The 17,834-nt window shown below is 54.6% G+C and carries 22 protein-coding genes and 1 pseudogene; 9 read left to right on the top strand and 14 right to left on the bottom strand.

Annotated features, from left to right (window positions below; genetic code table 11):
- Positions 1-3 precede the first annotated feature (3 nt).
- Positions 4-1,197 (bottom strand): MBL fold metallo-hydrolase, encoded by a 1,194-nt coding sequence (locus tag PGX04_RS33850; RefSeq protein ID WP_273742478.1) that lies wholly within the window; start codon positions 1,195-1,197, stop codon positions 4-6.
- A 243-nt stretch (positions 1,198-1,440) separates the two neighbouring features.
- On the opposite strand from PGX04_RS33850, the gene PGX04_RS33855 reads away from it, so the two are divergent.
- The 6 genes from PGX04_RS33855 to PGX04_RS33870 all read left to right on the top strand — a co-directional run bounded on the left by PGX04_RS33855 (position 1,441) and on the right by PGX04_RS33870 (position 4,201).
- Positions 1,441-1,686 carry a sulfurtransferase TusA family protein gene (locus tag PGX04_RS33855; protein ID WP_273742479.1) on the top strand — a complete coding sequence of 82 codons (246 nt, stop codon included), beginning with the start codon at positions 1,441-1,443 and terminating at the stop codon, positions 1,684-1,686.
- A complete protein-coding gene (locus tag PGX04_RS33860) occupies positions 1,686-2,276 on the top strand; it encodes a DsrE/DsrF/DrsH-like family protein (RefSeq protein WP_006667139.1) in 591 nt (196 codons plus the stop codon). Before PGX04_RS33855 ends, PGX04_RS33860 begins: the two co-directional genes overlap by 1 nt.
- Positions 2,277-2,279: 3 nt before the next feature.
- The gene (locus tag PGX04_RS33865; RefSeq protein WP_273742480.1) at positions 2,280-2,525 is read left to right on the top strand and encodes a HalOD1 output domain-containing protein; all 246 of its coding nucleotides are present in this window, start codon (positions 2,280-2,282) and stop codon (positions 2,523-2,525) included.
- A gap of 343 nt (positions 2,526-2,868) precedes the next feature.
- Positions 2,869-3,093 (top strand): nucleotidyltransferase domain-containing protein, encoded by a 225-nt coding sequence (locus PGX04_RS34940; protein ID WP_377043944.1) that lies wholly within the window; start codon positions 2,869-2,871, stop codon positions 3,091-3,093.
- A gap of 92 nt (positions 3,094-3,185) precedes the next feature.
- Positions 3,186-3,575: a nucleotidyltransferase-like protein gene (locus PGX04_RS35120; protein WP_465263873.1), complete on the top strand. Its 390-nt coding sequence runs from the start codon at positions 3,186-3,188 to the stop codon at positions 3,573-3,575.
- Entirely contained in the window at positions 3,575-4,201 is a 627-nt protein-coding gene (locus PGX04_RS33870; RefSeq protein ID WP_273742481.1) for a Cap15 family cyclic dinucleotide receptor domain-containing protein, read from the top strand. Before PGX04_RS35120 ends, PGX04_RS33870 begins: the two co-directional genes overlap by 1 nt.
- A gap of 2 nt (positions 4,202-4,203) precedes the next feature.
- Here PGX04_RS33870 and PGX04_RS33875 read toward each other — a convergent pair whose 3' ends face one another.
- From PGX04_RS33875 to PGX04_RS33900, 4 genes and pseudogenes are all read right to left on the bottom strand, one after another.
- Positions 4,204-4,473 (bottom strand): hypothetical protein, encoded by a 270-nt coding sequence (locus tag PGX04_RS33875; RefSeq protein ID WP_273742482.1) that lies wholly within the window; start codon positions 4,471-4,473, stop codon positions 4,204-4,206.
- A gap of 2 nt (positions 4,474-4,475) precedes the next feature.
- Positions 4,476-4,667 (bottom strand): hypothetical protein, encoded by a 192-nt coding sequence (locus PGX04_RS33880; RefSeq protein WP_273742483.1) that lies wholly within the window; start codon positions 4,665-4,667, stop codon positions 4,476-4,478.
- Between the two features lie 244 nt (positions 4,668-4,911).
- Positions 4,912-6,741, bottom strand: a pseudogene (locus tag PGX04_RS33895) (transposase).
- A 63-nt stretch (positions 6,742-6,804) separates the two neighbouring features.
- Positions 6,805-7,752, bottom strand: coding sequence for an NAD-dependent epimerase/dehydratase family protein (locus tag PGX04_RS33900; protein WP_273742487.1), 948 nt, complete (start codon positions 7,750-7,752; stop codon positions 6,805-6,807).
- An 87-nt stretch (positions 7,753-7,839) separates the two neighbouring features.
- Between PGX04_RS33900 and PGX04_RS33905 the strand changes: the two genes are divergently transcribed.
- Positions 7,840-8,493: a helix-turn-helix domain-containing protein gene (locus tag PGX04_RS33905; RefSeq protein ID WP_273742488.1), complete on the top strand. Its 654-nt coding sequence runs from the start codon at positions 7,840-7,842 to the stop codon at positions 8,491-8,493.
- A gap of 246 nt (positions 8,494-8,739) precedes the next feature.
- Here PGX04_RS33905 and PGX04_RS33910 read toward each other — a convergent pair whose 3' ends face one another.
- A complete protein-coding gene (locus PGX04_RS33910; RefSeq protein ID WP_273742489.1) occupies positions 8,740-9,063 on the bottom strand; it encodes a DUF6788 family protein in 324 nt (107 codons plus the stop codon).
- A gap of 1,316 nt (positions 9,064-10,379) precedes the next feature.
- On the opposite strand from PGX04_RS33910, the gene PGX04_RS33915 reads away from it, so the two are divergent.
- Positions 10,380-11,630 (top strand): Cdc6/Cdc18 family protein, encoded by a 1,251-nt coding sequence (locus tag PGX04_RS33915; RefSeq protein ID WP_273742490.1) that lies wholly within the window; start codon positions 10,380-10,382, stop codon positions 11,628-11,630.
- 375 nt (positions 11,631-12,005) lie between these two features.
- Here the strand turns inward: PGX04_RS33915 and PGX04_RS33920 are convergent, their stop codons facing one another.
- The 6 genes from PGX04_RS33920 to ddfA form a co-directional block, all read right to left on the bottom strand.
- Positions 12,006-12,422 (bottom strand): DUF7970 domain-containing protein, encoded by a 417-nt coding sequence (locus PGX04_RS33920; protein ID WP_273742491.1) that lies wholly within the window; start codon positions 12,420-12,422, stop codon positions 12,006-12,008.
- A complete protein-coding gene (locus tag PGX04_RS33925; protein WP_273742492.1) occupies positions 12,419-13,288 on the bottom strand; it encodes a ParA family protein in 870 nt (289 codons plus the stop codon). Before PGX04_RS33925 ends, PGX04_RS33920 begins: the two co-directional genes overlap by 4 nt.
- Positions 13,289-14,069: 781 nt before the next feature.
- The gene (locus PGX04_RS33930; RefSeq protein WP_273742493.1) at positions 14,070-14,225 is read right to left on the bottom strand and encodes a hypothetical protein; all 156 of its coding nucleotides are present in this window, start codon (positions 14,223-14,225) and stop codon (positions 14,070-14,072) included.
- A gap of 45 nt (positions 14,226-14,270) precedes the next feature.
- Positions 14,271-14,408 (bottom strand): hypothetical protein, encoded by a 138-nt coding sequence (locus PGX04_RS33935; RefSeq protein ID WP_273742494.1) that lies wholly within the window; start codon positions 14,406-14,408, stop codon positions 14,271-14,273.
- A gap of 127 nt (positions 14,409-14,535) precedes the next feature.
- The gene (locus PGX04_RS33940; protein ID WP_273742495.1) at positions 14,536-14,688 is read right to left on the bottom strand and encodes a hypothetical protein; all 153 of its coding nucleotides are present in this window, start codon (positions 14,686-14,688) and stop codon (positions 14,536-14,538) included.
- A 444-nt stretch (positions 14,689-15,132) separates the two neighbouring features.
- Positions 15,133-15,525 carry a DdfA family disk-determining factor gene (gene ddfA, locus PGX04_RS33945; RefSeq protein ID WP_337959506.1) on the bottom strand — a complete coding sequence of 131 codons (393 nt, stop codon included), beginning with the start codon at positions 15,523-15,525 and terminating at the stop codon, positions 15,133-15,135.
- Positions 15,526-15,592: 67 nt separating this feature from the next.
- On the opposite strand from ddfA, the gene PGX04_RS33950 reads away from it, so the two are divergent.
- Positions 15,593-15,880 (top strand): PadR family transcriptional regulator, encoded by a 288-nt coding sequence (locus tag PGX04_RS33950; protein ID WP_273742496.1) that lies wholly within the window; start codon positions 15,593-15,595, stop codon positions 15,878-15,880.
- Positions 15,881-15,924: 44 nt separating this feature from the next.
- Here PGX04_RS33950 and PGX04_RS33955 read toward each other — a convergent pair whose 3' ends face one another.
- Together PGX04_RS33955 and PGX04_RS33960 are read right to left on the bottom strand one after the other, a co-directional pair.
- Positions 15,925-16,221: a Cdc6/Cdc18 family protein gene (locus PGX04_RS33955; RefSeq protein ID WP_273742497.1), complete on the bottom strand. Its 297-nt coding sequence runs from the start codon at positions 16,219-16,221 to the stop codon at positions 15,925-15,927.
- 901 nt (positions 16,222-17,122) lie between these two features.
- On the bottom strand, positions 17,123-17,834 hold a 712-nt coding region (locus PGX04_RS33960), incomplete at its 5' end, for a PQQ-binding-like beta-propeller repeat protein (RefSeq protein ID WP_465263872.1).

Below are 17,834 nucleotides of genomic sequence, written 5' to 3' on the forward strand. Positions count from 1 at the left end.
TGATCAGTCACCCGCCAGCGACTCTTGGCTGGCCGCGCAGTTGTTCGGGCCGAGCTCGAGTTCGAACGCTTCCTTGTCGTTGGCCTCCTGCTGTCCGAGGTTCGTGAGGATGATATCCTCGTAGTTGGCCGGACGGGGCGGCATATCCGAGAGGATCAGCTCGACGAACTCGTCTTCGTCCATCGTTAGAGCGTCCATCTCTTCTTCGAGTTGGTTGATCGGTGCCGTATAGGTGCCATCGTCGGCGGGATCGGCGGAGTCACTGAAGTGAGCCCCGCCGACGAGCGTGTCGTTAGGCAGGGTCAGCACGCGCTCCTGCAGCGACTCGTAGAGCTGGCGTGCGGCGTCTTCTGCGCCCTCGTCGCCCTCCTCTAAGTCAGGGCGGGCAACACTCTCGACGAACAGGCCGTCGCCAGTCGCAAGCAGCGAGTCGTCGATCAGGTACGAGGTCATCCCGGAGGTATGTCCGGGCGTGTAGACGGTTTCGATCGTGGCAGCACCGACTTCGAACTCGTCGCCGTCTGCTGCGAGAGTCATCTCGTCGGCGTAGGTGATACCGCGGTTGACCGCCGCCTTGGGGATGACGCCCTCGACGCCCTCATCGGCGAGGTCGCGGATCCCCGAGATGTGATCCGCGTGGATGTGCGTGTCGATTGCGTACTTCAGGTCGGCGTCCAGTTCGTTCACATCTTGGAGATAGCGGTCGGTGAATGCACGCAGTGGGTCAATCAAGGCCGCCTCGTCACCGTCAACGATGAGGTAGCCGAGACAGCCGCTCGAGGGACGCTGGTACTGGTAGAGCGTCCCCGCGCCGTCGTAGCGCTCGACCTCGACGCGCTCGTAGATGCGCGCCCAGCCGTTCATCCCGTCCTCAAGGTGGTCAACGTCGTAGCCGCGCTCTCTCAACTGTGCGGCGACGTACTCGCTCGAGCCACCCTTCGCACAGAGAACCGTGATTTCGTGGTTATCGGGAATCTGTGCAAGGACATCGTCGTTAATTTCGTCGTCCAGGAACTCGAAGTACGGGATGTTGATCGATTCAACGGTCTCTCCGTCGATCTTCCACTCGTTGTACTCCGATTCCATACGGGTATCGAGGAGCGTGACATTCTCGCCCGCGTCGATTCGCCCCTTCAATTCGTCTGGACTGACCGATTCGATCTCGACGTCCGGCATTGGAAGATCCATATCGTCCATGTTGTACAGTTCCCAGTATCGGCTACTGGCACTTAAGGGTTTGTGTAGTATTTCCTATTGTATACAATACAGACTAGCCAAATACAGCCTCACGATTTCTATATGCGCGTATGCAAGGTACTAACTAGTTATTTTACCCTCCCCAGGATTGGGAGGTGTTCGTGTATTGTGCAATAACCGGAGGCCTTATATGGGAGCGCCCAATATTGTATGATAGCTCCAATACGGAGCCAGAACGAAACTATGAGTTCGGAATACCAGACCACGGAGACGCTAGACGTGAAAGGACAGTCGTGCCCGATGCCCATCGTGAAGACCAAGCAATCGATCGACGATCTCGAGGCCGGCGACGTCCTCGAGGTCGTCGCAACTGACTCGGGCAGCATGAGCGACATTCAGGGGTGGGCCGACGGCACCGACGGCGTCGAACTCCTCGAACAGGTCGAGGAGGACGACATCTACACCCACTACGTGAAGAAGACGGAATAATGAGCACGGATAACCCAACGACGGCAGTCGACGACGCCGATCCGGACGTCGACGCCGCCGAGTTACAGGCGCTGCGCGAGCGCGTCGAGGAATTGGAAGAATCGATGGCAGCGGTGGACACTGGCGACGATCAGAAGAAGATGACCATCGTCGCGACACAGGGGAGCTTCGACATGGCGTATCCACCGTTAATCCTCGCGAGCACTGCGGCCGCCTTCGGCTGGGAGGTTGTCGTCTTCCACACGTTTTGGGGGCTCGATATCCTCCACGAGGAGAAGTCGAAGGACCTCAAGTTGAGCGCCGTCGGCAACCCGAATATGCCGGTCCCGAACGCCGTCGCTGCTCTGCCAGGCATGGATAAGATGGCCACGAAGATGATGCAGAAGAAGATTGACGACAACGGGACTGCCACCATCGAGGAACTGATCGACCTCTCCCTCGAGAGCGGCGTCGATCTGCAGGCGTGTCAGATGACGATCGAACTGATGGACTATGATGAGGACGACTTCTACGACGGCGTCACCACCGGCGTCGGTGCGGCCACCGCGCTGCAACACATGGCTGAATCTGACATTCAGCTCCTCGTCTAATCCATGAGTGCCACCGAGTTAACGCGCTCAAAGCCGAGCCTACGCGTCCTTGAAGCGATTGCCGACGCGGAAGATGTCTCCCCGATTGCCCTCGAGCCACCGCTCAACGACGTTGTGGACCCCGCTGCGCTGGACCGATTGTTTGAACCGACCGATGCTGATGACTCGGTCCGAGGCGGACACGTTTCGTTCCGGTACCGAGGGTATGACGTAATAATCTCTTCGGGTGGGGCCGTCAAACTGTCGTAAGAAGAATTTAGGATTCGATTCTACGATCCTCGGCTATTGTCATTTTCAGGCACTACTACACCCTTCGGTTGAATCATGCGACGCAGAAGGTCTGGAATCGATTAGTTACTGAGCAACTCATACTCTACTTGCTGTCAGTTTCTCTTCTAGCTAGAGAGAAACAAAGCCACACATCAAAATTATCCTCCGAGGTTGTGAAAACTAGCGAGTTCAGGCTCTGGAAACAGCGTCAAACGATGGTTCAAACGCTGTAGTTGCTCTTCCTTGCTTTAGCAAGCGTAATCTACTTTCACTATGGTTCGAGAATCCTTAAACGCCTGACGTTCCTACTGGATGTAACTTCATGGCAATCCCGGAAAGTCGTCTCGAAAGCTGGACTGGTACCGGAGCCGATAAAGGGTCAGCAAGGTGTCGTCGAACCGTACGAAACGGTCTCCGAAGTTCCCGATCACTACTCAGCCAGAAGAAAGACGATTTTAGTGTCTATCTTCAGGGCTCGTACGCGAACACCACTCACATCCACGGAGGGAGCGACGTAGATCTAGTTGTCCGACATGAATCTACATAGAGGCGTGATTTATCGCAGCTTATCCACCGGGCGACGAAGAACCTGAACTTACTCGAGGGATTTACTTCCGCACCCAGTTTGGAGGGACAAAGATAGTCAATTTTCCGAAAGAACATCGGTGGAACGGTGAGGACAAAAGCAGCTGCTGTAACCAAAACTACAAAGAGACGGTCCGGATGTACAAACACGCTCGAGATCACATTGGTGACAAATTGCTGTTCGGGAATGGCGATGTTCCCTCGTACTTCATCGAGTGTCTACTCTATAACGTTCCCTACCAGAGGTTTCGGAAGTTTCATCTTAATGAACGATTTGAATCCATCCTCAGATATCTTGAGAGGGACGATGTCGACGTGACTGAGATGGAACAACAGAACGAAATAGTCGATCTGACTGGTTCGAAAGAAACCGAGTGGACCGCTTACGAGGCAAACAAGTTCATTGAGCAACTTCGTGAACTTTGGGACGGGTGGCCTCACTAATGCACCCCTACTCTACTGACCAGCCATATCGGTGGAAGAGACTCGTACAAATCGGTGAGATAACTGCTGGTCTCCTTCTCATACTTCGATTTGTTACCAGCACACAACTCGGCTTCGCTTGGGCGCCGTCCTTCGCAGGTGCTTCAGCGGTTCTCTATATAGCATTTTCAAAATTCCTATGGGACCATCTACTCCTTCGAAGAGTAGGGATCGTGGAGGTCCCCAATCTCGAGGGGGCATGGAGAGGTCACCTCTGGACGTCATATAATGTCGAGGATGAGGAGAAAATCGCTGATATTGATGACCCTGACGACGATCTCACGGCGATGGAGACAGAGATCTACATCGAACAAACATGGGATATGATCCATATCGGCCTTGACGGCCCAGACTCAGAATCAACGAGCGATGGGGCAACCATACACGTGAATGATGGAAGTGATCCAACCCTTAGCTATACATATGAGAATGATCCCGATTATGCCGCGGAGGACAACCTCGAATATCACTTTGGGACAACAACAGTGACCTATGACAAAGAGGAGGAGACACTAGACGGATACTATTATACGGGCAAGCGGCGGGCAAACTACGGGAAACTGAAACTCGAGCGTGTCGACGAATAGCCTTATTCTTCACCGCCCTCGAGCCATTCATCCAGCTCGCCGAGCGCCCCATCCGCGACGACCAAGTGATCGTACTCCGCGGGGTCGAATCGATACTCGCTCTCCCGTCGCAGCGTCACGTAGAAATGCGGCTCAGACAGCGAGACGGTCTCGCCGGTCACGGCACAGACGGCCGCCCCGTCGTGGTTGGTCGTTCGACGGGCCACTGTCGAGACCTGCCAGTCGTCACGATCGGGCGGCGAGCGACCGCGGACACGTTGGGTTCGGGACATGGTCACTCACTCTCTCGATACTGGTCTCGAAGTTCTGCGACGGCGTTCATGAGCGAATCATAGGTGATTCTGACACCGTCCTCACCCGCACGGATGGTGTCGCTTGAAATGACGACGTTCTCACCGTCTTTGTAGAACTCAATCCCCTCTGTGGTATCCAGTAACTCGAGGTCGTCAGGGTCGGGGGTTTCCATACCGAACAGTCGGGACTCGAGAGGTGTAGTTCCATCGCCGAATGCGGTTTATGTACTGATGTCGGCTAGATAGCTGCTCAATACACGGATTGAGCATTCGTTTCGGCTCTGTTCCGACTGTGGTAAACTAGCGCTGGTCGGTCTCGGAGTAGCATTTCGGAATCGGACGAGTATGAGACTAAATAAAGCGACGTTGAACAGTGCCACCGCTCACGAACCGGGCGCTCACGGAGGAGGACCGAGATTAATCAGGCGGATCGAGACCGTAGCACTGCTTGGCAACGGTCAGGAACTGGTTCGCATCGACGCGCGGTGCGTACGACCTGTTCTCGCCGTCGATGGCGAGTTTCACCAGCAGGTCCACCAGCCGCCAGACATTGTAGAGCACGCACTCGAACACGAAATTGAAGAATCGGTAGTCGCGTTCGGTCGAGGTGGTTCGCACCATGAAGTGTTTCTGTTTCTTGAAGCCGTTCTCGATGCCCCAGCGGTGGCGATACCACCGGATGAGCCGCTCGATCATGTGGATGAATTCCTTCCCGTCCATCTGTTGATCGCCGGCGTCACGTGCTGTCACGTAGGGGTGGTTCGTCTCGAAGACGACGGTTCGGCGGTGTCTACGTCTCCGTCCTGCGCTTTCTGCTTGCGTTCTTCGATGTCCTCTTCACGCTGGATGTCCGCGAGCAGCCGCGAGAACGACATCCGCTCACTCGGCTTACCGTCCACGTCCTCGAACTCCCACTCGCCACACATCTCTTTCCACACTTCCGAGAGGCTGTCGTCCTCGTCATCCGAGTTCGACCGCTGCGGGAGGTAGATTTGCTTGCGTGCGGGCCCCATCGGCGGATTCCTCTTCGGTGGCGTGGAAGCGTTTGCCGTTGCGGTACATCCACGCGATAGTATCGGCCTCGTCGCTGCGTTCGAAGATGCGTGTCGGGTTGAGGTAATGGACGCCGTACTCCTCGCAGGTGTCCTTTACCGGACCACTATCGAACTCGCGGTCCATCATCACGAGGTCGAGATTCACCATCTCGGTCGCGTGCGTCAGTAGCTCTTCCACGATCTCGTCTTTCGACTGACCACGCATGCGCGGGATGGCGTCGAGAACCAGCGGCACGTCCATCTCGACGATTTTGAGCACCGCCCACTGGTAGTACTGGTTGCCGTCGCGGTATCCGAGGATATCGTCATCGTCGTCGTCCACGTCGCTGGTGAACGGAACCCCCTTGGTCACGTCGATGGCCGCCCAGAGCTTGCCGGTGAGTTCGCCGTGTTGGCGAGCACGCGCGATCAGCATCCGTGTGGTGTTCCGCAGCATCGAGCGAATCTCCACGACCGAGAGCTTCCCGGTCTGATAGCGATGCGTCGATCCCGACGGAACTCTCTCCCGCGTCGTATCGAGGACAAACGAGGCTGGACCGCTCGCTGCATACATGTCTTCGCGCATTCCCATGTAGGCGTGTTGCTCCCAGAAGGCGTTCTCGTGGATCTGCCAGTTCGACCCGCGATCAAGCGCGAAGGCGTCGGTCACGAACGGTTTGGCCTGCTGCCACACTTTGTCGGTCTTCTGTGCGAGGAGCTGGCGTTCTGGACAGCCTTCGTCCTCTGATTCGTCTTCTTCGCCAGTGTTGATTCGCTCAGGGAGAGAGACACCGCAGGCACATGCGGCCTTCACAATCGCGTCAGCACACTCCTGTACGGCATCGCGGAGTTTCTCGCTAAACCGTTCGTTCCATGCGCGCCAGAACGTTGATTGGTTCGGAAGCGTCTCGAATCCAAGATCGCGGCGGAGTGCGGAATTTGCTCGGAGGTAGTCGTGGAGGGCAGTTTCATCCCAGCCGTTGATTTCCCCGATGATGAACGCCCGGATCAGTATCACCATCGGGTACGGCCCCGAGTACGGCGCGAATGCGTCGTGTGCGGCGAACGTGAGATGATCGACCGGCAGCTGACAGACCAGCGACTCGATGTCGGCGTAGCCCTCGCAATGCTCACACCGTGACTGTGCAATGGTGGCGATATCCGAGATGAATCTGCTAACATTCGCCGCCCTCTGCGAATTCAATAGAAGCATTTCTTGGGAAAGAATTCAGGTGCTATACATTGAGACCGGAATTCACACTGTATGGGCATGGTGTTATTCTGTGTCGAAGAGGAATCCGTCCGATTTCCAGGCGTCCACGACCTGCATAAGCCCCTCTCGACACGTTGGATACATAGGTTCCCAGCCAAGATCTGCCCGAATTTTTTCGTTCGATGTCGGCCACGCGTTCGCAAACAACTCCACCGTAATATCACCCATGGCCTCACAAGCGGCTTCTTCCGAAATGTGTCCCGCAACGGATGTGTCAAGCCGCTCTGCAAGGATCGAGATGTACTCGGCATCGCTCATCGGTTCATCATCAACGACGTGCCACAGATCACTTTGCGTGGCCTCAGCGGCGGCGATGAATGCCTTGGCTGCATCGTCCAGATGAAGATACGAGACCAGTGTTTCCTGTGTCCCTTCGATAATCGGTCGCTCACCACGAATAAGACCCTTTCCATCAGCGCGCGTATAATAGGAATCGGCTCCGTAGAAGTTGCCGCATCGAAGAACCGATACGTCGAAGCCATTCTGCTCACCGGCTTCTACTGCAATTTCTTCAGCGTCGAGCGCGGACTGTGTCCAAGATACTGGATTGGGTGCCGAACTCTCATCGTATGCACTACCATCGGGTTGGCGAGCCACATAAACGATGCTTTGCTGGAGATACTGGTCAGCATCAACCTCGACTGCCGCTTTGGTAAGTGCCTCGGCTCCTTCCGTCCGAACCCGATCATTGAGGTCCCACGCTTCGGGAGTGGCTGAGTCGGTCGGTATCGCCGTTGCAGCATGGATGATAGTGTCAGCTCCGTCCGCAGCTTGAAGTATCGAAGCTTCATCGAATAGATCACCGCGCCGAGGTTCACCGCCACGTGCTTCGACGATCTCATCACCGTTTGTATCTCGTGTGAGTCCGATTACGGTATGTCCGTGTTCACTAAATCCGGAGACGAGTCGTCGACCAAGCACTCCAGTCGATCCTGCGATGAATACTCGCATTGTAATTGGTGCTTGTCTTCGTGACGCAGTAGGGCTGGTGCAAGAGTTCAACGGGGGGTTTAAACGAGACAGAGCGGATTCTACAGCATGAAACATCTCCGGCTGACGATCAAAACAGGAGGCGACCGCGAAGAGAGTGCTTCGATGTTCCAGGAACTCTCTAGTGCATCGTATCTTGATCGTGCTGTCGGTCTCCATTTGAATGCCTCGGATGACCGGCTTGGGCTGCTGATCTATATCGAGGGCGATGTCAACGTCTTTCAAAATCAGATACAGCAGAAGCCAGAAGTGCTGGACTTTGAGATCATGGAAACCGGTGACAGCAGCTTTTACACATACTTTCAGACTGAATTAAACGAGATATCAGAGCAGCTCTTCGCAACCCTTACCCGCGGAAGCCTGCTTATGGTTCCCCCGTACACTTACGGCGATGGTTCTGTAACGATCTCGTTGTTCGGCCCGACCGACGAGGTACAGACAGCTGTCGCAAAGATTCCTGCTCCATTCGAGGTAAAGATCAATGAAGTGAGTGGATTAGGGGCGATACCAGGTTTGTCGGAACCGGTATTCTCTGAGCGACAGTACGATGCCCTTGAGGCGGCAAAAGACATTGGGTACTATGATATCCCTCGTCAGGGAACCTACGAGGATATCGCGGCGCGGATTGGATGTGCCCCGAGCACGGCAGCCGAGCATCTACGAAAGGCCGAGGCGAAGATCATACGGACCACTCGTCTGTAGTTACTTCTATATCCGAGGAGTCTGAGCCAGCTAGGTGGATTGCTCATGCACAGCAGGGTTTGAAATCTATATCGATGTCTAAATATCGCGTAGATTTATGCATGATAAATCCATCTAGCCGACTTCTGTTCTGTAGAGATATCATAGCCTATACCCGCCGATTGCGTAGTATTCCCGATAACTTGGATTCTCAGAGTACCTCTTGTCACCCTCGCCGAGAAGCGTTTAAAGGTAGTATGACAAAGTTCACTCGTCTGGATTGACCGGACCTTTGTATTTGGAGGTCACTTTTTCGCCTTCCCTCCACTGCCAGTAGTAGTAGCGGTTATCGTTGATTTCCTTGATCGTGATCGTCGCCTTTGCGGGGACGTCATCCGGTAGGTCGTCTGGTCGTTCCTCTACCTCATCCTGGTCTGCCTCCTCCTCAAGACGAGCTTCGCGTTCCTTGTGTTCGGCTAGCTCCTCGGCGTACGTAGCAACGTCCTGGAGGTACTCCGGAGTGGACTCATTGAGCGTGGTGACTATCTCCGTCGGGAGGTTTGCCGGTGGAGTCGGTGGCTCGTAGGACATCAGCTGTTCTCGTGTTAACCAACACGGAACGCCAACCCATAGTTTTGTTGGTTAATACGGTAATGTCGGTTCCTACCCACTTTGGAAAACGTCTTCAGTCCGATCGGTATCAGCCCAAGTGTGATCACCACTTTCGTCACATGGATCGATTGAAGTTCGATTCTTCCGCTGCTTCCGTTGCGAACTTTGATCCTCGATCTCAGCTGAATCGGGGAGACTCTTTCTTGTGGCGGCCATGTAACACTAGTTGCACTGGACTGTGCCGTACTCGTTATATTTGACTCAGTTGTGTTCGGGGGTATCGTGTAGGATCAAGTCGCACGGCTGGATCTCAACGGTCGTGGTAGTACTCTGGTTGTTGAGTTTCTGCGTAACCGATCCCAGGAGCCTATCCATGTCGACCGAGACACCTCATTTCCGACAGCTGGCTTCGTGCTGATCCGCCCAGTGTTCTTCCCAATCCTGGTCCCCGTAGTCGCAGTCAGGGATTCCGTGAGGATCCCACCCTCCGTAGCTGTGTTGCGTGCGAGTCGTCTCCACAGTGGTCGACGACTGCGTGTTCGTACGTTCAGGGGGATCGGGATCAGGCACCTTCAGAACGTCCGGGCGCACGAGAGTGCCCAAGAAGCCCATGTTGTCGTATATATACCGCGTTCTTGAGAACAATGAGAACACTTATTCAGAGAATGTTTGGATTTCCGCTTGCTTGGTTCCGCGGTGATCACCACCGCCGTGCTACTGGAGCAACGAGAGATATTCGATCCCCCACACCCCAGGTGTCGAGTGTAGATGGTCAAAACTGAAGGAGAGACGATCTAAAGAACGAGGTCACAATAGAGAGGGCGTTTCGAAAGAATATTTATCGTATAGAAACAGAACTAGATCAAAAAAGATTTATATAGGATAGATGTGAACAGTATCCGCAGTGGGTTCACAGCCAGAAAAAGAATAGAGAGCCAACGATATTTTGACTGCCACTGCTACTCTAAGTTCTATCTGACGGATTCTTGAGTGGGCCATAAATTAGTTATAACACGCGAATTCAGCAGTTTACACTCGACACCTGGGGTGTGGGCCTTCTCTCTCCCACTCCTTCAATTGCTGGAAGATTTCACTCGACACCTGGGGTGTCTGAGTTCGATTCTTTACCGGGTGGCTGACCCTATTCAGTTTGATTTCACTCGACAGTTGGGGTAACCCGTCTTCAATAGATAAGCAATAGAAACCCTATTCTACGTTATTAGGGCGGTTTACACACGACTCGTGGTGTGGACCAACCACCTGTCTTTATATGAACTGGTCTATTTTTGATGTTTATGGACGACGGAGATCCCGAGAGTGGATCACTGAACGATTTCTGGGGGTCGGAAGATCCGATATTCGATCGCAAGGAGCTTCTTGATATCGATCTTGTCCCAACCGAGGAGCGTATTATCGGTCGGGATAGCGAAATCGAAAACGTCGCCTCGAGTATTCATCCAGCGATAAAGGGACAATCGCCTCGAAACACACTCATCTACGGGAAGACAGGTACGGGCAAATCCCTCGTTGCGAAACACGTCACACGAAGCGCACAGAACTATGCACTCGAGAACGGAACGAAAATGGGACGGGCGTATATCGACTGTACCCAGACGAAAACTGAGACTCGCGTCGTGATCAATCTGGCTCGAGCGTTGAACGAGCCGGAGAAAACCGGCGTTAGTATTCCAGTTACCGGGCTTTCGACTGACGTCTATTACGAGCGGTTTTGGTCGATCCTTGACCAACTCTACGACGTCGCAATCATCATCCTCGACGAGATCGACAAGCTCCAGAACAACGAGATTCTCATGCAACTCTCTCGGGCTGGAGAAGCAGGGAAGTTAGACTCGTGTAAAGTCGGCATTATTGCGATCAGTAACAAAATCTCGTTCAAAGAATCGCTTGATGAGCGGATTCTCAGTAGCTTACAGGACCGTGAATTCATATTCCCTCCGTACGATGCAAACCAACTCCGTGAGATCATGTATAACCGAGATGATGCCTTCAAAGACGGTGTCATCTCGGATGACGTTATTCCGCTAAGTGCTGCGTTCGCTGCACAAGAACACGGGGATGCACGGAAGGCATTAGATATTCTTCGGAATGCTGGTGAGCTCGCGAAGGATGAGGGCGCCGACGAGGTTACTGAGGACCATGTCCGGAATGCTCGAGAGAAAGCGAATATCGACCGCTTTTCGCAACTTCTGGAAGGGCAGCCGACGCAGATCAAAGCGTCTGTCTATGCGCTCTCTGTGCTTGCGGAACAACACAGTGAGCGGGAAGAATTCGCGACCCGAGAAATCTACGAGATGTATCAAAATATCACCTCGGATAGTGCTCTCGGGATAGAAACACTCTCTCAGCGTCGAATGAGCGATAAACTGGATGAACAGGTATTCCTCGATATCCTTGGGCAAGTAGAACGAGTCGGGCGTGGGTATAGTAGCGGCGTGACGAACTATTACTATCTCCTAGAGGATCCGGCCGTTGTTCAGGCTGTGATCCATAACGACAGCCGATTTTCAGAACTCGAGAAGAATTAAGGGCTAAGATTTCACTCGACACCTGGGGTGGTATTGGATTCATTCGACACTCGGTCTCCTCCTGTGATTTGTCAAGTGCTCCGATTTCACTCGACAGTCGGGGTGCTATCATTCGTAGATGTGCAATATACTGCCCTCACACCGCATAAACACTCGATTTCATTCGACAGCCGGGGTGACGAGTCTTAACTGAATTCACTCGACACCCGGGGTGGCCGGTGGTTTGGATTTCACTCGACACCTGGGGTATACCGGCAGCATATCGGCTATCCCTATGACTCGAGGTCGGCCTGTGGGTGGGGGTCTAACGGCGACGAGTCGGGGGAAGAGACGGCTGTAGTAGAGTTGGATATGAGCGGGTCGTGACCAAACCTATTAGAAATCTTGTCCCCACTCGCGGAGGATATCTTCGGCGTCGTCTAAGTTCTCCATACCTGCACGGTAGATCGCCTCTCGAGCATCGAGCTTGTAGAGGTCCTCGTCGAATCGGTCTGTGAGGTCACGGCGTGCGCGTTCTTCCATGTCGTCAGTATCCTCGTAGACGAACAGTTGATGCACGTCGTCGCGGTCGTCTTTGACCTTGTCTCGGCCGACTATTCTTGGTAAGTCTGACCGGTCAAACTGTCTGGTATTACTGCCGGACGGCGATTGATCTGAGTCGGTTTGACCCTCCGAATTGGATGTCTCTGCTGGCAAGTCTGACTCGTCAGTCTGACTGTTGGTACTGTCTGTCTCTGCTGTCTGTTCGTCCTCGTCATCGTTCGCGAACGGATCGGTTGTTCCTGATTTCATGCTGTGGCCTCGGTTGTGGCGAACTGTTCGGTGATGTATTCCGCTAGTTCATCGAATTTCTCGAGAGTCGGTTGCTCGTAGTCGCGAAGGTCGCGATAGGATTCGTTCTCAGCCAGCTCGTAGATTGATACCTGGTTGTCCCACGCCTCGCCGAGCATCGAGCCACGTTCACCGATCGACACCGGCGCGATCGGGAGTTCTTCATCTTCGAGCGCATCGAGATACTTCTGATTGATGTTCGTCCCACTGAGCTTATTCGGGACAGTGCCGATTACGCCCACGTCGATATCTCCGAGTTCGTCCTCGAATCCGTTGATTACGTCCCGTAGCCCTTGCACACTCCGCTCGCCTTTTGGAGACGGTTCGAACGGGATTAGGAGGTTGCCCGTCGCGTAGACGGCGTTGTACAAGTGTTGGCCCTCCGACGCTGGCGGGTCGATCATGATTACGTCGTACTCCGAGGGGACATCGGCGTCGACGAGCACGCGCCGGAGTTGGCGTTCCTTTTCGAACTCATACTCCGGGTCCGGGTTCGTATCCTCCTCGAGTTCTTGAGCTTTGGATAAGAGGTCGTCGAGCGTCCCGAGCATATTGTGACTCGGGAGTACGTCAACACCTTCGCTCGAGCGCACGAGATCGCCGAAATCGCCCCGTGGCCGACCGATCATGTGCATTACGAGATTGTCCGCGTCGGCGCTTCCCTTGTCGTCGTCGAGTCCGAAGTGATGGGTCAACCCGCCGTCTTGTGGGTCCATGTCTATTACCAGCACCTTCTGGCCGCTGTTCGCGTGAGCTCGGGAGAGATTCGCAGCGAGCGTCGTCTTTCCGACGCCGCCGGCCTCCGACCACACCGTGTACGGTATCATACAGGACGAATGTCGTTCTAACCCCACATAAATACTTGGCAGACAAGCCAGTAGTACTGCCCAAACTGCTCAGTATGTTCAATCAGTATTACTAGACAGTTTCACTCGCAAGTGACGTAGTTCTCTCTTCGGTAATCCGATACTATCTTCATGAAAGCAGCCACCACCGTGACGGTCAGTCTCGCAGGGGGCAACAGTGCAACCTCCGAGCGACCGGCAGACGCAACGGCCAGCGGTGGCTTTCGGCTAGCGCTTGATAGCCATCGTGATGACAAGCGACTCACAAACCAATATCTGTTGGCAGCGGTCTCAACAGACTCGAGGCCCTCGAGTCACCTGTCGCGTTCCCCAGTACGCGACTCATCCCAACCCCCAGTTATCCGCGAGCGAGTGTCTTTTGCTGCGTGCGCTCGCGGGTCTTTTGACACACCACATTTCGAGTGAAAGGTGGGAATCGGGGAGAGATTGATAACGACCTCGGCAGTTAGTCCGACTGTCGCGTTGTGCCACAGGCGCGACACACCCATCCAACCCCACCACAGTCACTGCGAGTCCGGCCTGGTTACGTCCGCCGGGCTCGTCGCTTTTCGTCTCAGTATACATTTGACCTGGACCGAAGGGGCAGCGATGGGGGCACCGCCGCCCATCTCATGAGCAGATGTCCGTTACAGATGGCTATGGGGGCAATGTGTGAATTTCACAAGCACACGTATGAATGTAGCGCCGGCTCGCAGTTCGTGAGTTTTTCGAGACACCCCTCGTTCGAAGTGAAAACAGTTGGTTAGTCGTCGGTCTGAAACAGCCGGTCGTCGAACTTCCCGATTGGTGGGTGGTGCGCCTGTACGGGCTGGTCGGCGTCGATCGCCGCGTCCAGCGAACTCAGACAGTACGGATCGCGAAAAACCGACTTTCGTTGTCGTCCGCGTGGGCTTGGCATCCGGGGCAGTAGAAATTGACGTAGCGGCCGTCGGGATTTGGCTACTCATCGATACTCGGCCCCCATCCCCGGCAGGCGCTCGAGCAACCAATCGGCCGTCACGACGTGCAATGTCGCCGCCTCGAAGCCCACGCTGTTGATCATCATCCCGCGCTTTGCGAGCTGGACCTGCGCTTGAATCATCGCGTCTCGAGTTGCATCTACAGGTCCACCCCAGAGAGATCATACTCGGTGTCTCCACAGTCCTCGCAGCCGATATCGACATGGAGTTCGACCGTCGGGCCGTCGCTCCCGTCGGCGGGTTTGAACATTATGCCCTCTTCGATACACTGGGGTTGTTCGCCCGCGTGTACTCGGCTGTCTCGCCGTCGGCCTCGAACTCGATCGGGCCGGGGTCGTCGCCGTACTCGACGTGAATCGCAACGGTCGCACGTTTGTCGGGCCAGTTGTCGCGAACCGCCACCGCCTGCTTGCTTTCGATGTGGCGGTGCTCGAGAGGTATTCGTTGTCTCGAGTATCTCTTCGACCATATTTCACTTCACCGTCACTTGGTCGGAGAACAGGTACATATACCGTAATCGCCACCGGCCGTCCTGAGGACGTTATTGTCTCGCAGCACGCCAAAGCGGTGGAGGATCGTCGTGTAATCCATATCGAGTTTGGTCGCGAGCTGGTGGCGTTCCGCAGCAGCTCATCGAGCGCTCGGACGATCTATACCCGAGTGGGCCTCTCGAGAACTCGCGAGAAAGTATCAGAGATCGCCGTCCATCCGCTTGGATAGCGATCAACTAGCTTGTAAACACTTGGTCATAGTAGAGACTCAGATACCACGGTGAACTAAGCAACGAGGTTGGTATCGAACAAAAAGGGCAGGTCAGCTTCTCTCGCAGTTTTCTGAGAGTGCTGATTAGGTTTGGTGAATCGACTGGACCTCGACCTCGCCAGTCCCTCGCACCACCACATCGTGCCCGGCATATTGGAACTCCACTTTCCCCACAGAAGATCCAGAGCGTGACGTACACAGGTCATTCAGTGCTTCCGGATCAATAGCCTCGTATAGCGGTGGCAGTTCAACGGGGTCGACGTCCTCTGCATCGGCAACCGCCGAAACGACAGCAAACACTGGTGTATTCTTCGAATTTTCTGAAAATTCTACCATATTCTCCTGCGCACTTATATCTGACATTGTCCGTTCAACCACAATATGACATAAAAGGTTTGTCAAATCATCTTTGTATGTATTGGAAATTGCCAGTGGTTGTTGGACAGCCGTCTGGTGAATCCGGTGGTTTTCATACATTATAATCCCCTAGGGATCTGGGACTGGTACCCCTATTCTTAAGCCGTTGAAAGCCATGAGGTTTGATATGTACGATCTCACCGGATTCCAACGTGACCTGCTGTACACGATCGCCGGCCAGGACGAACCACACGGCCTCGCGATCAAGGACGAACTCGAGCAGTACTACGAAGGCGAGATTCACCACGGCCGGCTCTATCCAAATCTGGACGAACTCGTCGACAAGGGCCTCATCGAGAAAGGTACGGCTGACCGACGGACGAACATCTACACGCTCACTCGGCGTGGTCGCCGCGAGATCGAGGCACGTCGCGAATGGGAAGGCCAGTATGTGGGCGAGCTCCTATCAGAGTAGCAGACGATCGACCAATGGGCCAACAGACGGGTCCTAACCCGCGTCTAGACCATAATTCCGAGTTCTTTCAACGCGATCTCCCGACCCTCGTAGACGGGTTCGTACTCCGACTCGGATTTTACGATTAACTCATAGCGCTCGAGTTTCGGGAGCCACCCACGCAGCGTTCGATCGTGGACTGGGTTGTTCGCGCGCTCACAATACGCTTCATACACTCCACCGCTTGTCGCCGGATGGACATCCACCATGACCTCGAGTACGAGTCGCTGGTCACGAGAGAGATCCGAGAGTCGGGAGCAAACCACGGCCTGATCCGCGTCGGGTTTCGAGTCGTCGCTCACAGCTCACGTGACTCGGTCGGCCGGGCCGTTTGCGGTATTCCGGACGCTGTGAGAGAGCAGAAGGATTTGGCGTGCTCGATTGACAGAGCAACAGACCAACTTCGTCGACCCCAGTGGATACAACCAGAATTAGAGGTCGACGGAATTTAATATCCCAAACAATGGTTACTAGACTCTGTATTACCCATATAGGGCAGGGTTTCAGAAGGACCCTTGTAGGGTTGAAGCGACCCAATGAAGGGGCTATGACCGGGGGTTCATGGAGTTTCAGAAGAACCTGTCGGAGTTGATGTTTCGTGACGCCCGCCAACCAGAGAAATCACGCCTCTTACTCAGCGAACGAGTGGCTGAAGCCTTCATGAGGCGATCCAGTGCTTAACCGAACACCGATGGTGCAAGCGGGGAGAACCGGGTTCCTTGAGCGGTAATCATTCCCGTATTACTGCAGAATATATTATTTACTCGCGAGTAATTTCTTATGTAGTCCTCGAGCAGGATCTATCGTGTCGAAAGGGTGGGTGACGGCAGGAGGCGGACAACACATCGGGGCACATGCCATTCAGTGGGATGAGACCCTGCCGTATCACCACCTATTGTCCCCATCGGTGATAAAGCCGCACCCTAACGAGTCAGGTGTAGGCAAATGGGATCCTCGAGTCGTCAATAGCACTGAAAGCCGCCTCGGAAAGGGGTACCGAGGTAACTAAGCCTCTGACGCAGGAGGTTCGATAGGTGATGTCCACGTGTCCTCCCTACATATAGACCAGGATACTATATCACAATAGTACCAGTCGCGCTCGAGTGGGTGATGTCCTATGGTTCGGGAGTCGTAATCGACAAGGCGAGAATTCCGAGACGTTGTTTAGTGATCTCGTCCGAATTTGCCCGACTCGGCGTACCTTTACTCAGACGATTCGTTCACGCTAGTCGATTCGTCGACGCTGGTCTTCCGGCGCAGCCATTCAAGGCCAAGCGCCCCGCTGAGAAGTCCGCCACCGGCCGTGAAGCCAGGCACGTTGTCGGCGTCAGTGTTGTTCTCGGTGTCCGTCTCGTTTCCAGCGTTCGTCTCGTTTCCGTCGTCCCCATTTCCGGTGGTTCCGTTCCCGATATCGCCGTCATCGTCATCGACAGACTCTCCGTCGTTGTTGCTACCAGATCCACCGTCGTCGCTGTCGTCCTCGCTGCCCTGCTGGTCCTCGTCTTGCTCGTCGGATTCGTCCTGCTCGTCGTCTCTAGGATCGCCATCCTCTGAATCGTCGGGCGTTTCGGTTTCGGATCGAAGCGCCAGCAGCTCGGCGTCACGCTCGAGATAGACTGTGTCGTCATCGACCGCAATCGCTCTCATGATATCATGTGTCCACTCGCGCTCGTCGAAGACGTAGCGCCACTGCTCCTCGCCCGTCCGAAGGTCGTAGGCGACCACCCGGTCCTCGTCGTCCTCTTCGTTGGGGTCGTGCTGCATAGGGCGTGGCCCGTAGAGCAAGACAACTGTGTTCCCGGCGACCTGTGGCAGGCTTTGGGTGTACTCTATCTCCCTCACTACTTTACCGCCGGCTGAGAGATCGTATGCTTGGATGGTTCCGTCGCGGGTAGCGTCGAAGTAACCGTCCCCG

Source organism: Natrinema soli, from assembly GCF_028618695.1.

Excerpts from the sequence above, each read along its gene's own strand:
- PGX04_RS33855 (WP_273742479.1), top strand. The coding sequence starts at position 1,441 with ATGAGTTCGGAATACCAGACCACGGAGACGCTAGACGTGAAAGGACAG.
- PGX04_RS33935 (WP_273742494.1), bottom strand. The coding sequence starts at position 14,408 with ATGATTCAAGCGCAGGTCCAGCTCGCAAAGCGCGGGATGATGATCAAC.
- PGX04_RS33865 (WP_273742480.1), top strand. The coding sequence starts at position 2,280 with ATGAGTGCCACCGAGTTAACGCGCTCAAAGCCGAGCCTACGCGTCCTT.
- ddfA (WP_337959506.1), bottom strand. The coding sequence starts at position 15,525 with ATGTATGAAAACCACCGGATTCACCAGACGGCTGTCCAACAACCACTG.
- PGX04_RS33930 (WP_273742493.1), bottom strand. The coding sequence starts at position 14,225 with ATGCCAAGCCCACGCGGACGACAACGAAAGTCGGTTTTTCGCGATCCG.
- PGX04_RS33925 (WP_273742492.1), bottom strand. The coding sequence starts at position 13,288 with ATGATACCGTACACGGTGTGGTCGGAGGCCGGCGGCGTCGGAAAGACG.
- PGX04_RS33870 (WP_273742481.1), top strand. The coding sequence starts at position 3,575 with ATGCACCCCTACTCTACTGACCAGCCATATCGGTGGAAGAGACTCGTA.
- PGX04_RS33900 (WP_273742487.1), bottom strand. The coding sequence starts at position 7,752 with ATGCGAGTATTCATCGCAGGATCGACTGGAGTGCTTGGTCGACGACTC.
- PGX04_RS33950 (WP_273742496.1), top strand. The coding sequence starts at position 15,593 with ATGTACGATCTCACCGGATTCCAACGTGACCTGCTGTACACGATCGCC.
- PGX04_RS33860 (WP_006667139.1), top strand. The coding sequence starts at position 1,686 with ATGAGCACGGATAACCCAACGACGGCAGTCGACGACGCCGATCCGGAC.
- PGX04_RS33910 (WP_273742489.1), bottom strand. The coding sequence starts at position 9,063 with ATGTCCTACGAGCCACCGACTCCACCGGCAAACCTCCCGACGGAGATA.
- PGX04_RS33920 (WP_273742491.1), bottom strand. The coding sequence starts at position 12,422 with ATGAAATCAGGAACAACCGATCCGTTCGCGAACGATGACGAGGACGAA.
- PGX04_RS33875 (WP_273742482.1), bottom strand. The coding sequence starts at position 4,473 with ATGTCCCGAACCCAACGTGTCCGCGGTCGCTCGCCGCCCGATCGTGAC.
- PGX04_RS34940 (WP_377043944.1), top strand. The coding sequence starts at position 2,869 with ATGGCAATCCCGGAAAGTCGTCTCGAAAGCTGGACTGGTACCGGAGCC.
- PGX04_RS33850 (WP_273742478.1), bottom strand. The coding sequence starts at position 1,197 with ATGGACGATATGGATCTTCCAATGCCGGACGTCGAGATCGAATCGGTC.
- PGX04_RS33905 (WP_273742488.1), top strand. The coding sequence starts at position 7,840 with ATGAAACATCTCCGGCTGACGATCAAAACAGGAGGCGACCGCGAAGAG.
- PGX04_RS33915 (WP_273742490.1), top strand. The coding sequence starts at position 10,380 with ATGGACGACGGAGATCCCGAGAGTGGATCACTGAACGATTTCTGGGGG.
- PGX04_RS33880 (WP_273742483.1), bottom strand. The coding sequence starts at position 4,667 with ATGGAAACCCCCGACCCTGACGACCTCGAGTTACTGGATACCACAGAG.